Source organism: Desulfopila inferna (genome assembly GCF_016919005.1).
GTDB classification, from domain to species: Bacteria; Desulfobacterota; Desulfobulbia; order Desulfobulbales; family Desulfocapsaceae; genus Desulfopila_A; species Desulfopila_A inferna.
In genome coordinates this window covers 240,669-253,709 of the sequence record NZ_JAFFQE010000007.1, presented here as the reverse complement: position 1 = coordinate 253,709, position 13,041 = coordinate 240,669, and the positions used below count along the sequence as shown (strand labels likewise).

The 13,041-nt window shown below is 50.7% G+C and carries 13 protein-coding genes, 2 tRNA genes and 1 other RNA gene; 12 read left to right on the top strand and 4 right to left on the bottom strand.

Annotation, left to right across the window (positions count from 1 at the left end; translation table 11 throughout):
- Positions 1-7 precede the first annotated feature (7 nt).
- From JWG88_RS17230 to JWG88_RS17215, 4 genes are all read right to left on the bottom strand, one after another.
- Positions 8-958, bottom strand: coding sequence for a hypothetical protein (locus JWG88_RS17230; RefSeq protein ID WP_205235038.1), 951 nt, complete (start codon positions 956-958; stop codon positions 8-10).
- A gap of 96 nt (positions 959-1,054) precedes the next feature.
- Positions 1,055-1,906, bottom strand: coding sequence for a 3-methyl-2-oxobutanoate hydroxymethyltransferase (gene panB / locus JWG88_RS17225; protein WP_205235037.1), 852 nt, complete (start codon positions 1,904-1,906; stop codon positions 1,055-1,057).
- Positions 1,907-1,926: 20 nt separating this feature from the next.
- On the bottom strand, positions 1,927-2,733 hold the full coding sequence (locus JWG88_RS17220) for an IclR family transcriptional regulator (protein WP_205235036.1): 807 nt from the start codon (positions 2,731-2,733) through the stop codon (positions 1,927-1,929).
- Between the two features lie 448 nt (positions 2,734-3,181).
- A complete protein-coding gene (locus tag JWG88_RS17215) occupies positions 3,182-4,582 on the bottom strand; it encodes a sigma-54-dependent transcriptional regulator (RefSeq protein ID WP_205235035.1) in 1,401 nt (466 codons plus the stop codon).
- 132 nt (positions 4,583-4,714) lie between these two features.
- Between JWG88_RS17215 and tadA the strand changes: the two genes are divergently transcribed.
- The 12 genes from tadA to pheS all read left to right on the top strand — a co-directional run bounded on the left by tadA (position 4,715) and on the right by pheS (position 13,016).
- Positions 4,715-5,185 (top strand): tRNA adenosine(34) deaminase TadA, encoded by a 471-nt coding sequence (gene tadA, locus JWG88_RS17210; protein WP_205235034.1) that lies wholly within the window; start codon positions 4,715-4,717, stop codon positions 5,183-5,185.
- 95 nt (positions 5,186-5,280) lie between these two features.
- Positions 5,281-5,366: transfer RNA gene (locus JWG88_RS17205), tRNA-Ser, on the top strand.
- A gap of 50 nt (positions 5,367-5,416) precedes the next feature.
- Positions 5,417-5,515, top strand: an RNA gene (gene ffs, locus JWG88_RS17200) — signal recognition particle sRNA small type.
- A 76-nt stretch (positions 5,516-5,591) separates the two neighbouring features.
- Complete coding sequence (gene dnaX, locus JWG88_RS17195; RefSeq protein WP_205235033.1) at positions 5,592-7,406, top strand: DNA polymerase III subunit gamma/tau; 1,815 nt, start codon at positions 5,592-5,594, stop codon at positions 7,404-7,406.
- A gap of 23 nt (positions 7,407-7,429) precedes the next feature.
- The gene (locus tag JWG88_RS17190) at positions 7,430-7,747 is read left to right on the top strand and encodes a YbaB/EbfC family nucleoid-associated protein (protein WP_205235032.1); all 318 of its coding nucleotides are present in this window, start codon (positions 7,430-7,432) and stop codon (positions 7,745-7,747) included.
- Between the two features lie 6 nt (positions 7,748-7,753).
- Positions 7,754-8,356: a recombination mediator RecR gene (gene recR, locus JWG88_RS17185; protein ID WP_205235031.1), complete on the top strand. Its 603-nt coding sequence runs from the start codon at positions 7,754-7,756 to the stop codon at positions 8,354-8,356.
- 147 nt (positions 8,357-8,503) lie between these two features.
- Positions 8,504-8,578 (top strand) — tRNA-Val (locus JWG88_RS17180).
- A gap of 81 nt (positions 8,579-8,659) precedes the next feature.
- Positions 8,660-10,588 carry a threonine--tRNA ligase gene (gene thrS / locus JWG88_RS17175; protein WP_205235030.1) on the top strand — a complete coding sequence of 643 codons (1,929 nt, stop codon included), beginning with the start codon at positions 8,660-8,662 and terminating at the stop codon, positions 10,586-10,588.
- Positions 10,589-10,645: 57 nt separating this feature from the next.
- Positions 10,646-11,197 carry a translation initiation factor IF-3 gene (gene infC / locus JWG88_RS17170; RefSeq protein ID WP_205235077.1) on the top strand — a complete coding sequence of 184 codons (552 nt, stop codon included), beginning with the start codon at positions 10,646-10,648 and terminating at the stop codon, positions 11,195-11,197.
- Between the two features lie 62 nt (positions 11,198-11,259).
- Complete coding sequence (gene rpmI, locus JWG88_RS17165; protein WP_205235029.1) at positions 11,260-11,457, top strand: 50S ribosomal protein L35; 198 nt, start codon at positions 11,260-11,262, stop codon at positions 11,455-11,457.
- Between the two features lie 93 nt (positions 11,458-11,550).
- Complete coding sequence (gene rplT, locus JWG88_RS17160; RefSeq protein WP_205235028.1) at positions 11,551-11,904, top strand: 50S ribosomal protein L20; 354 nt, start codon at positions 11,551-11,553, stop codon at positions 11,902-11,904.
- 98 nt (positions 11,905-12,002) lie between these two features.
- The gene (gene pheS, locus JWG88_RS17155; protein ID WP_205235027.1) at positions 12,003-13,016 is read left to right on the top strand and encodes a phenylalanine--tRNA ligase subunit alpha; all 1,014 of its coding nucleotides are present in this window, start codon (positions 12,003-12,005) and stop codon (positions 13,014-13,016) included.
- Positions 13,017-13,041 lie beyond the last annotated feature (25 nt).

Here is a 13,041-nt window from a genome sequence, read left to right as displayed (position 1 = left end):
ATTGAGATCATACCTTGGCAGGTAAAATAAGATCTGCCGCACCTTTGGGAGAGGTCTTGAGATCCGGTGCATGACGGGCCATTATCTCCTGAATTACAGAGGCCATTTTCACCTTCTCCCGAATCAGGTTGGCATGAAACTCTTCGGTTACCCATGGCTTATAGATATCAGCCTCCGATGTTCCCGGCTCTATCTTGAAATAGACAGGTGAGGCTACACGGGCAATTTCCGGAGTTTCATAAATTCTGTACATACCGCCGAATTCATCAACAATGATGATATAGACATCCAGAGGTATATCCACCGCCTTCCTGATGCTGGAGAGAATAGGCAGTGATACGTCGGAAATGGGATTCATGGAGTTGACTCCCATGTTTTCAATCACTTTTGCTCCCGCTGCACTGCAATAGCCGCCGAAGACGGAGAATTTAAAGATGGTTTCCGCAGGAATGAGACCTTCGGCCCGCATCTTGTTAAGTAGAAAAAGCACGCCCTCGTCATAAACCAGAAAGCCGCGGAACCCTGCTTCAATATTACGCATTATATCGGCAATGTGATACGAAATATTGTCGGAGCCGCGCAGCCGGAAGCCCTGCAGGCCACCCTCCCGATTAGACATCTCTTTGGAGCCTGTATCCCAGCCTTTACGATGCCCCACGGTCATGACTACCTCGATCTTTTCGTCACGCGCCATCTGGGCTATATCCCTGAGTTCCGCCATGTCGCAATAGGTCGAACCACCAACAGTGGCAATGGCCCGATGAACGACGACATTGCGTTTTTTCGCTTCGGAAATCATTGCCTCCATGGTCGAGGCCCGCTCAACACCGGCTATTTCAATTCTCCACTTGGCACCATCGGCAAAACCTTTTTCGGATGTAGCCAGATCGTAACCGTCACGTCCCGGTATTCCTTCCTTTTCCATAAACTTCCGGATGGAGTTCAACGTCTCAGACATAATACTTTCTCCTTATACCTCTTATCTCGAGATAAAAATGATTTATAATTGGCGGCTCCTCCGCCCAAACAGCTGCCGGCAGCCCTGAAAAAAAGATTATTGCTTCAGGAGGTTCTGCAGTTTTTCCATCTCTCCATCGATCATCTTATAGGTGTGCTCATCGGCTGGAAATTCTTTGTTCCTGGCATCGGCAACATAATTCTTGAAGGCATCGACGGTCTTGGCGCCGAGATTTTCATATTTTTTGACAAATTTCGGAGTAAAGGCCTGAAAGATACCAAGCACATCACTGCAGATCATCAGCTGCCCATCGGCTTCGACACCGGCACCGATGCTGTATACCGGAATTTTCAGAGTATCACGGATGATGCCGCAAACCTCGGGAGGAACTGCTTCGACGAGTAAGGCAAAGGCACCGGCCTCTTCAATGGCCTGAGCATCCTCGATGAGTTCCTTGGCGGCATCGGCATTGCGGCCCTGCGCTTTAAAACCACCCTGCTGTCCGGAGCTCTGCGGCGTCAATCCGATATGGCCCATGACCAGCATACCGCCATCGGCAATAGCCTTTATCTGCGGGCAGACCCGTTTTCCACCCTCGAGTTTGATGGCATCGACGGCGGCCTCTTTATGAAAACGTCCGGCATTGCGTACCGCTTCTTCAACACTTACCTGATAGGAGAGAAAAGGCATGTCTCCGATTATAAAGGTGTTGGGAGCTCCGCGCCTTACTCCTTCACAGTGATAAATGCACTGATCCATGGTCACCGGCACCGTGCCGCTGTACCCATAGATGCACATCCCCAGAGAATCGCCGACCAGGATCATGTCCATGCCCGCTTCCTCGGCAAATGAAGCGGTCCAGTAATCATATGCGGTGATCCAGACTGCCGTTTTCCGTTCCGCTTTCATCTGATCCAACTGAATACGTGATAATTTTTTCTTACTCATCTTTTTTCCTCCTGATAGGATTACATTCTTGCTGCAGGATGCTCAGCTTCTGTTTTCTCGGGAGCCCCGGTCTTCCGTTCAAGCCTATGACAGACAGCAAGCAGCTTTTCCTGAATATTCTGTATTTTTTCTACGGACATCCTCTGCGTAGGCCCGGAAACGCTCATCGCATAGGTTGGTCGCCCGGCATAATCCAATATCGGCGCGGCTACACATCTCAATCCCAGACTGAGTTCTTCATCGTCAACAGCATATCCCTGTCGGCGAATCTTGTTAATCTCGTCTTTCAATTGCTGCGCTGTAATGATTGTATTGGGTGTAAATGAGGTGAATTTCACCGACTGCAGATAATTTTCCAGCTCAACCTCCGGCAGAAAAGCCAGGATGGCCTTGCCAAGACCTGTACAATAAGCGGGTGCCTGTGCGCCAAGTCCCAGATCCATGCGCAGGATCTCCGTGCTGTCTATTTTATCCAGATGAACGATGGCTCCCCTGTCCCAGTGACCGAGATTGACTGTTTCTTTAAAGGCAAGAGCAATCTCCTGCATATATGGATGGGCAAAATGGCGGATCTCAAACCGGTCGAGCGTCTTCATCCCGAGTTCGAGGGGCTTGAAAGTTAGACAGAATTTCCCTTCCGGAGTTTTTTCGACATAGCCCAGATCGCGCAGGGTACTGATAAATCGGTGGCCCGCCGCCCTGTTGGTCTCAAGATGTGCGGCTACCTGAGATGCGGACAACTCACCCTCTTCGGCAAGAAGCTCGAGAATACGCAGACCTTTTGCCAAAGAAGAAACAAAATAATATTTTTCATTTTTTGCCGTCATCACACCTCCCGCTGCAACAATGGTTCCGACACCAGCACTTCTATTGTCGGAGTTGATCGCACTTGTCACACTATTTGTGACATCGTCTCTTTATTTGTGACATGCAAGAAAAGATACGTGATCCCCTAATGCTTGTCAAGCAATTTTTTAGTACCTGATTAAACGGAAATTTAATTACTTGGATTAAAAAACAGCGATGATTGTCGCAGGCGGGAATGGAAAAGGGTGCAAGCAATCTGCGATCTTGCTTGCCGCAGCAGGATCTTGACTGGATGGACTGAAGTCAGTAAGCGAAGTTATAGAAAAGCATTGACTCCGGGCTATTTATAGATGGAAACGGTATACATTATTTCGTTTCGCAACGTATCAGTAACGACGATTTGCATGTGGTACGGCAAGTCGCCGTTCCAGATCTACAACGCCGCAGTTCAAGCTTTCTTCAGAGTCGCTATTTGTTCCTACGCCAATGGGGATGCCTGATGCCAAGCTTGCGAATCTTGTAATTGAGGGCTCTTGGACTGATTCCGAGTCTGCCGGCAGCATTTTTCTGCACCCAAAGCGACTCCTCCAGAACACGCAGGATCAATTCTTTTTCCTGGCCGGCCAGTGAGATACCAGCTTCAGATTGTAATTCCGAAGTACCGCTGAACTCTTTTTCTTCGTCCGTTACCGATTTTTGCGGAGTTGGGGCGCCGTTGCCGGGCAGCAGAAGATTGTGGGCGGTGATCTGTCTGCCATCTGTCAGAATGACGGCACGCTCTATGGTATTGGCCAGCTGCCGTATATTGCCCGGCCAGCCATAGGATTGGATTCTGGCCAGCGCATCGCTGTGGAAACCCATGATTTCTTTCCGGGTCGACTGGCAGCATTTCTTCAGAAGGATGTTGGCCAGGGGAATAATGCAGAGATCCCTTTCCCGCAAAGGCGGCAGTCTGACCGGCAGGACATTGATCCGGTAATAAAGGTCTTCGCGAAAGAGGCCCTTTTCTATCTGGCTGATCAGGTTCTTGTTGGTGGCCGCAATAACGCGTACATCGACATTGATCGTTTTGTTCCCGCCAACCCGCTCAAAGGCCTTTTCCTCCAGAACCCTCAGCAGTTTAGTTTGCAGGGCGATGCTCATCTCCCCTATCTCATCGAGAAAAATGGTGCCGCCGCAGGCTTGTTCGAACCGCCCGACACGCTGCTTGTCGGCACCGGTAAAAGCACCTTTTTCATGACCGAAGAGTTCTGACTCGAGCAGCGCCTCCGGAATATTGGCACAGTTGATTTTCACAAACGGTTTTTTCTTTCGCGGAGAATTAAAGTGTACTGTGCCGGAGAGGAAACTCTTGCCGGTTCCGGTTTCCCCGGTTATCAGGATGGTGGAGTCCGTCTGGGCGAATTTCTGCAGGCTTACCAGAACTTCCCGCATGCTGTTGCTGAAGGCGATAACATCGCCAAAATCATAAACCACATCCTGTCTTCTTCGATGATAATCGATTTCAAATTTCTGTTCCTTGCTCTCTATGGCCTTCCGCATGGCCACGGCAAGGCGTGTTTCCGTTAACGGATGAACTAAAAAATCGGAAGCTCCCCGATTCATCGCCTGTACGACAACGTCAGCTCTTTCCGATTTGCTGGTGATGATAATAGGAGTATAAGGACTCTTCCGGTGTGCATATTCGAGGAGTTCCATATTGTGGCCATTTTGAGAATTGATCTCCAGAAAGATCAGGTCGAACTGGCGCCGGTCAAGCTCTACTTGAAAATCCTTCGCTTCCGATTTAAAGATGAGGTCGGACTGCCCAAATAAAGCTGGATCAATCGGAGCAACATTTTGCGGTTCGTACATCAATATTGTATACATTGTTTTATTACAACAGGGTAATTTATGTTTCCAATTTGTAATTGGCCTCTTTATCTTATAAGCAAGAACGGCCATAAATGCAAATAATGGTAACACAACTTTCTACAATTTTTTTCGATTGATGAATATAATATGGACAATATCACGAAAGATGAGTACTGGATGGAATTAGCCCTGCACCAGGCAGTACTTTCCAGAGAAGGCGGCGAGGTTCCCGTCGGCGCGGTGCTTATCAGAGACGATCTACTTCTGGCCGAAGCAGGCAACATGCCGATATCGACGAATGATCCTACCGCCCATGCCGAAATTCGCGTATTGCGCCAGGCTGCGGCAAGAATTGGCAACTATCGTTTGCCGGACACTACCCTCTACGTCACCCTGGAACCCTGCCCCATGTGCGCCGGGGCAATTCTTCACGCCCGCGTCCGCCGTGTTGTTTTCGGCGCTGCGGACCCTAAAACCGGGGCGTTGACATCACGTTATACCATGGGCAGCGACGGCCGCTTCAACCATACCCTGAAAATCAGCAGAGGAGTTCTGGAAGAGAGATGCGCCTTGTTATTGAAAGATTTTTTCGCTGGCCGCCGCAAAAAATGTCCGTGAACAATTTTTGCCGATGGACTACTTTTTCATTGAATAATTTGATTACACGGTTTACATACAGGCTCACAATTTTATATTGATTGATACAGAGAAACGGAGAGGTGACCGAGTGGCTTAAGGTGCACGCCTGGAACGCGTGTGTACGAGAGTACCGTGAGTTCGAATCTCACCCTCTCCGCCAGAAAGTGTTTGTCCAGGAATGGGCAGACGCCAGCCAAGATTTGGTGTGATAGCCGGGTCCTGTGCAACGAAGAATCACGAACTCCGCCAGGTCCGGAAGGAAGCAACGGTAGTGAACCTCTTGGTGTGCTGCAGGGTTGCCCGGCTATCACTTTTTATTGCCTCCCGTCAATTCATCGTGTATTTTCCGGTAATCGCTAACGCTCAATTCCTGAAACGGTGACTCATGTCTTACCTGGTTCTCGCTCGAAAATACCGCCCCCAGTCCTTCACCGACGTCGTAGGCCAGATTCCGGTGGTCAAGACCCTGCAGAACAGCCTGTTGCGACAACGCGTCGCTCACGCCATTCTTTTCTCAGGAGTCAGGGGCGTCGGCAAGACGACACTTGCCCGTATTATGGCCAAGGCTATAAACTGCGAGAGTACCACGGAAACCCGACCGTGCAATCAATGCCGGTCATGCGCCGAGATCACAGGCGGTCATTCCCTTGATCTACACGAAATAGACGGTGCCTCCAACAGGGGCATTCAGGAAATCCGCGAGCTCAAGGAAAAGATACGCTTTCTGCCGACTTCATCGCCATACAAAATTATCATCATTGATGAAGTGCACATGCTCACTACGGAGGCCTTTAACGCACTTCTAAAGACACTGGAAGAGCCGCCGGCGCATGTCTATTTCATGTTCGCCACCACCGAACTGCACAAAATCCCCATTACCATCCTTTCCAGGTGCCAGCGCTACGAACTCAAGAGAGTCAGCACAACTGACCTGACGACTCATTTTCAAAAAATCGCAAATTCGGAAAAGGTATCCCTGGACCCGGCCGCGCTGGCCCTCATCGTCCGGGAAGCCGAGGGATCGGTCAGAGACGGCCTGAGCCTGCTGGACCAGATGTTCTCCTTCGGCGATAATACCATCAGCCATGAAGATGTCATTGAGGTACTCGGTCTGATCGACAGGAATACCCTGATGACCATCACCAGGGCTCTTCTCGCCGAAGACCGGGTAACCGCGCTGAAAGCACTGGAAGGCGCCTTCGACTACGGCATCGACATAAAACGATTCACTTCGGACCTGCTCGAATGTTTCAGGACTGTGCTTCTGGTCAAGCTGGGGAACTGCGGAGAACTTATAGACCTGCCGGAAGCTGAAATCACCGACTTCGGCAAAATCGCAGCCGAGTATTCCTTCGAAACCATCCATTTCAAACTTGACCTGCTCATGAAGGCAACAGAGGAGCTGCGCTTCACCACCCAGCCCCGGCTTGCCCTGGAAACAGCTTTTCTTAAAATTATCGAAGCCGGCAATGTCATCCCCGTTACCGCACTTTTGAGCAAGATCGAGAACCTCATGGCCACACTTCCGGCAGAGCGTGAGGTTGCCGACAGCACGGATCCCGGCAAAAAAAAAACTGAACCCGAACGGGATACGCCGTTAACTCCAGCACAGCCTGAACTTCAGCCGCCGTGGCATGAAGTGCCTCCGCTATCGGATGAGGAGCCGCCGCTCCCCGAAGAACCGGATTGTTCTGCCCCACCACAAGAATCATCCGTAAGGACTCCTGACACCGAGCCGCCCAAAGCGCTGCCGCCGCAGGAACAACCAGTGCAAACCGAAGAGACTCCCGCAGTACCGGAACCACACCCGCACATCCGTGATGTCCGCAAGGACTGGATGGAATTCACCGCTTATGTCAAGGAGCGCAAGGTGTGGATGGCCCAGGACCTCCAGCGCGCCGCTTCCGCCAAAGAAGTAGAAGGCGAACTGCACCTGCACTACAACGATCCGGCCATCTGCACATTACTCAGAAATAAGAATAACCGTAAGCTGCTTACCGAATTCGTCCTTGATTTTTTCCAAAAAGACCTCACTGTACGGTTTATACTCCCGGACTTGAGCAACGGCAAGGATGACGATGATTCGGAGAGTCCGCACAGAAAACGACAGCAGCTTACCCATGACCCGCTGGTGCAGATGGCGGTAGAGATTTTCAACGGCCAGATAGGGGATATTCGAATAGGCCCACGAAGCAGATAACAACAAATGTGAGTGAAAATATTATGGACTTACAAAGCATTATGCAGCAGGCTCAGCAGATGCAGGCCAAAATGGCGGAGATTCAGGAACAGCTCGCCTCTAAAACCATCACCGGCAGCGCCGGCGGCGGCATGGTCAATGTGATCGTCAATGGCAAGGGCGAGGTTCTTTCCATGACCATTGAGGACGCCATTCTCTCTGCCGAAGAAAAAGAGATGCTCCAGGATCTTATTGTCGCCGCCACCAACGATGGTTTGCGCAAGGCCAAAGAGCTCGGCAAGGAAGAGATGAAGCAGCTCACCGGCGGCCTCAACCTTCCCGGTCTCTCCAATATGTTTTAGGATATTATGCAAATCGTTCCCCCGGCCCTCGATAGGCTCATCCAGGGATTTTCCACACTCCCCGGCATCGGCAAAAAAACAGCAACCAGGCTGGCTATGCATGTTCTCAGGCGTTCACCGGCAGAGGCCGGCGAGCTGTCTTCCGCCCTTGCCGCCCTGCACGGCTCGATCCAGCTGTGTTCCAGCTGTTTCGCCTTTTCCGAAAATGACCCTTGCGTCATCTGCGGAGATGCGCGCAGAACCGCGGAACTTGTCTGTGTGGTGGAACAGGCGGGTGATCTCATGGCCATTGAGAAAACCGGGATTTTTCGCGGACACTATCATATCCTGCACGGCGTTCTCTCGCCCATAGACGGCATCGGACCCGACGAGATAAAAACACGGGAGCTGATCGCCCGCTCCCGAAACGGGGTGGTCAAGGAGGTGCTCATCGCCACAAGCTCAACCGTTCCAGGAGAAGCAACCGCTTCCTATCTGATCGACAAGCTGCACGATCTTGATGTCAAGGTCACCCGTCTGGCTTATGGCATCCCCATGGGTATGGACATAAAATATGCTGACAGCCACACCCTTTCCCGGGCAATAGAGGGCAGACTTGCCGCCTTCTAGGAGGAGTGAAAAAAGCGCCAAGTATTGTGGTATTATTCTGGTAATATATTTTGGATTTTGCTTGACACCTTCTGCAAATGTTGGTAATTGAATCAGGTTTACACATCAATATGTCACCTGCGCGGCATATTGAAATATCAGGCTCGCAGGCGCGTAGCTCAGTGGGAGAGCGCCACCTTGACGTGGTGGATGTCGGCGGTTCAATCCCGCCCGCGCCTACCAAATAGAAGGCTGAAGGAATGATTTTCGTCAACGGGAATCAACACTTTGGCCTTTGTTTTTATGTGGAAGTACAATTTAAAAATGGCTGAAATTACCGTATCACTACACGATGGAGAAGAACTGAAGGTACCTGAGGCTACCCCTGTCAAGGATGTGCTTGGTCAGCTGATGTCCAATAAACAGAGGAAGCAGGTAGTCGCCGTTTCTATTGAAGGCAATGTCGTTGATCTTCAAACTCCCCTGCAGAAAGATAGTGTAATTACGCCCATTACTAAAGAATCCGCAGAAGGATTGGAAGTTCTGCGTCACAGCACTGCTCATGTCATGGCCAAGGCCGTTCGCGATATATTCGGCGATGATGTCAAGGTTGCCATTGGCCCGGCCATCGAAAACGGCTTCTATTACGACTTCCAGCGCAAAGAGCCATTCAGCCCCGATGATTTTGAGGCGATTGAACAACGAATGTCCGAGATCATCCAGGGCAGAGCGGAATTTGTGCGTAAGCTTGTGCCCTTTGAAGAAGCCAGGGATAAGTTTGCCCGGGAAGACGAAAAATATAAGCTCGAAATAATCGAAGATCTGCGCGGCGAGCAAATTTCCACCTATCAGCTCGACGACTTTACTGATCTGTGCCGCGGTCCACATCTTCCCGACACCACTCCCATTCAGGCGTTTAAGCTCCTCAGGGTTGCAGGCGCCTACTGGAGGGGAGACGAAAAAAAAGATGTACTGCAGAGGATCTACGGCACCGCCTTCTATGACAAAAAGGCGCTGAAAAAATATCTCAATGCCCTCGAAGAGGCCAAGAAACGAGACCACCGTAAGCTGGGCAAGGAGCTGGAACTTTTCACCATCCAGGATCAGATCGGTCCGGGACTCATCCTCTGGCAGCCCAAAGGTTCGCAACTGCGCCGCTTGATTGAGGATTACTGGAAAGACGAGCACTACCGGCATGGCTATGAACTGCTCTACACTCCGCATATAGCCCGTCAGGATCTATGGAAAACCTCGGGACATCTCGATTTCTACGGCGAGAACATGTATTCTCCCATGGCCATTGACGACGTGCAGTACCAGCTTAAGCCGATGAATTGCCCATTCCATATAGGCGTGTACAATTCACGGAAGCGGAGTTATCGTGAGTTCCCCCTGCGCTGGGCCGAGCTCGGCACCGTCTACCGCTATGAGCGGGCCGGAGCCCTTCACGGTCTTCTCCGGGTGCGCGGCTTCACTCAGGACGATGCCCATATTTTCTGCAGGCCGGATCAGCTGGAAGAGGAGATTTTCAATATACTCAACCTCAACCTGCATATTCTCAAAACCTTCGGCTTCAGCGAATATGACATTTATCTTTCCACCAGACCGGAAAAATATGTCGGCAGCGACGACAACTGGGATAAAGCTACGGAAGCGCTGAAACAGGCTCTGGAAAAGAAGGGACTCGCTTATGCCCTTGATCCGGGCGAAGGTGTATTCTACGGTCCCAAAATCGATATCAAAATCAAGGATCAGCTGGGCAGATCCTGGCAGTGCTCCACCATTCAAGTGGACTTCAACCTGCCCGACAGATTCGAGGTAAGCTACATCGGCTCGAATAATGCCGAACATCAACCCATCATGATCCACAGAGCACTGATGGGATCCCTTGAGAGATTCATCGGTGTGCTTATCGAGCACTATGCCGGGGTCTTTCCATTGTGGTTCGCACCGGTGCAGGCACGCATCATGAATATCACCGATGAGCAGATCGACTACTGCGAAGATGTCTTCGAGCAAATGCGGAAAGCAGGCCTGCGCGTCGAAAAAGATTTGCGTAACGAGAAATTGAACTATAAAATCAGAGAAGCACAGGTTGCCAAGGTTCCCTATATGCTCATTATCGGCGATGCGGAAAAAAACGACGGCACTGTCACTGTTCGTCTGCGCGACGGTAAAAACCTGCCTGCCATGCCGGCGACTGATTTTATTGAAAAGATTATAGAGGAGTGCCGGGAAGGTCGCGGTATCTGAGGATTCGCAACTACATTGGCACACTATTCATTAAGTTCGTAGAGAGGAGGTATAGATATTAACAGACGAAGCAAACAAGCTCCGGTCCAGAGGGATGATAAAGCTGTTATCAATGATAAAATTCGCCACGAAAGAGTGCGACTTATAGGCGCGGACGGCGAACAGCTCGGAATCTTCACCTCCAAAGATGCACTGGAGAAAGCTTATGATGAGGGACTTGATCTGGTAGAGGTGTCTGCAAACGCCAGTCCTCCGGTATGCCGGATCATGAACTATGATAAGTTCCGCTACGAACAAAAGAAAAAACAGCAGGAAGCCAAGAAAAAGCAGACGACGGTTGAAACCAAGGAAATCAAGTTTCGGCCCAAAACAGAGGAACACGATCTTAACTTCAAGATCAAAAATATCAGAAAGTTCCTGGCACAAAAAAATAAGGTTAAGATTACCATGCGATTCCGTGGCCGCGAGATTGTCTACTCACAATCCATCGGCATGGAAGCAATGCAGAAAATTGCCGAGGAACTAGAAGACGAAGCAATAATTCTTGCTCCTCCGCGAATGGAAGGACGACAAATGGTTATGTTTGTCGGCCCGAAAACGTCAGCATAGATAAAAAAAGCCGGATTGAAGGTAGTGGCCGGTGCCGTATTGATGTATAAAGGAGTGCAACCATGCCGAAGATGAAGACAAACCGAGGTGCTGCAAAGCGCTTCAAAGCAACCGGTACAGGAAAGATCAAACGTAGCAAAGCCTACACCAGTCACATCCTGACCAAGAAATCAACAAAGCGTAAGCGCGGTCTCAGACAAGGCGATCTGGTCGATGAGTCCAACGTCAAGTCAATCAGGAAGATTCTGCCTTATCTTTAGTCAGCGGTCGATCACAGCCGATTTCGGCTACGGTTTGACCATAAGGTACGGTACCCCTTAAGAAGCGTACCGGATCATTAAAGGAGTTATTTCATGTCACGCGTTACCAGGGGCTTTAAGGCCCGCCGCAGAAGAAACAGAGTATTAAAGCTTGCCAAAGGATTCAGAGGAGGACGCAGCAGACTCTTCAGGACAGCCACCGAGGCTGTTGACCGCGCCCTCGTCTACGCCTACCGGGACAGACGAACTAAAAAACGTGATTTCCGTCGTCTGTGGATCGCACGAATCAACGCCGGTGCCAGGATGAATGGTATAAATTACAGCCAATTCATCGGTGGCCTCAAAAAAGCCGGAATCGAACTGGATCGTAAGGTTCTCGCCAATATGGCGGTACTTGATCCCTCAGCCTTTGCCGAAGTCGTCAAAGTAGCCAAAGCAAAGGCCTGATCCACAACCTTACATTAATGTATTCGTTCATGCCGGTTATGATTGCCATATCGTAACCGGCTTGCTGTTTCTTCGCCTACCAACTTTTCTGAAATATCATGGAGCACGAGCTACAGAGGTTAACAACAGAGGCGCGTGATACCCTCGCCACCCTGCAGGATATCGACCAGCTTGAAGAATTCCGCATCAGATACCTGGGCCGTAAGGGCCATTTCAGTACGATCATGCGCAAACTCGGCACTGTGTCCCAGGATGACAGGCCCCGACTCGGTCAGCTGGCTAATAGCGTTAAAGCGGAAATAGAGACACTATTCAAAGAACGCCAGGAGATTCTCCTGCAAGACAGGAAGACCACTCAAAAAGAAACAACGGAAGATCTCACCCTGCCCGGCAGAAAGCCTGCTCTCGGAAGACTGCACCCGGTTACCCAGATAATGAACGAGGTCTGCGGAGTTTTCGAGAAGATGGGATTTTCCGTGGCCGAAGGGCCCGACGTCGAAACCGACCATTACAATTTCGAAGCCCTCAATATCCCTGCCCATCATCCGGCCAGAGATATGCACGACACCTTCTATATCAGTGATTCCCTGCTCCTGCGCACCCATACATCACCGATGCAGGCTCGCATTATGGAGAACCGGGAACCGCCCCTTCGCGTCATCGCACCGGGCAAGGTCTACCGCTGCGACTCGGACATCACCCATACCCCGATGTTCCACCAGGTTGAGGGATTCCTGGTCGACAAGCAGGTCTCCTTTGCCGATCTCAAGGGTGTCCTCACCGTTTTTACCCAGAAGATGTTCGGCGAGGATCTGGCCCTGCGTTTCCGCCCCAGTTTCTTTCCCTTCACCGAGCCCAGCGCCGAAGTGGATATAGCCTGCGTCATCTGCAAAGGCCAGGGATGCCGGGTATGCAAGCGCACAGGCTGGCTGGAGATCCTCGGCTGCGGCATGATTGATCCGGAGGTCTTCAAAATGGTAGGTTACGACCCCGAGGTCTACAGCGGATTCGCCTTTGGGCTTGGGATCGAGCGCATCGCCATGCTCAAATACGGCATCGACGATATACGACTGTACTACGAAAACGACCTGCGTTTTCTCTCACAGTTTTAATTCCTGCTATCAAGCGAGATTAGAT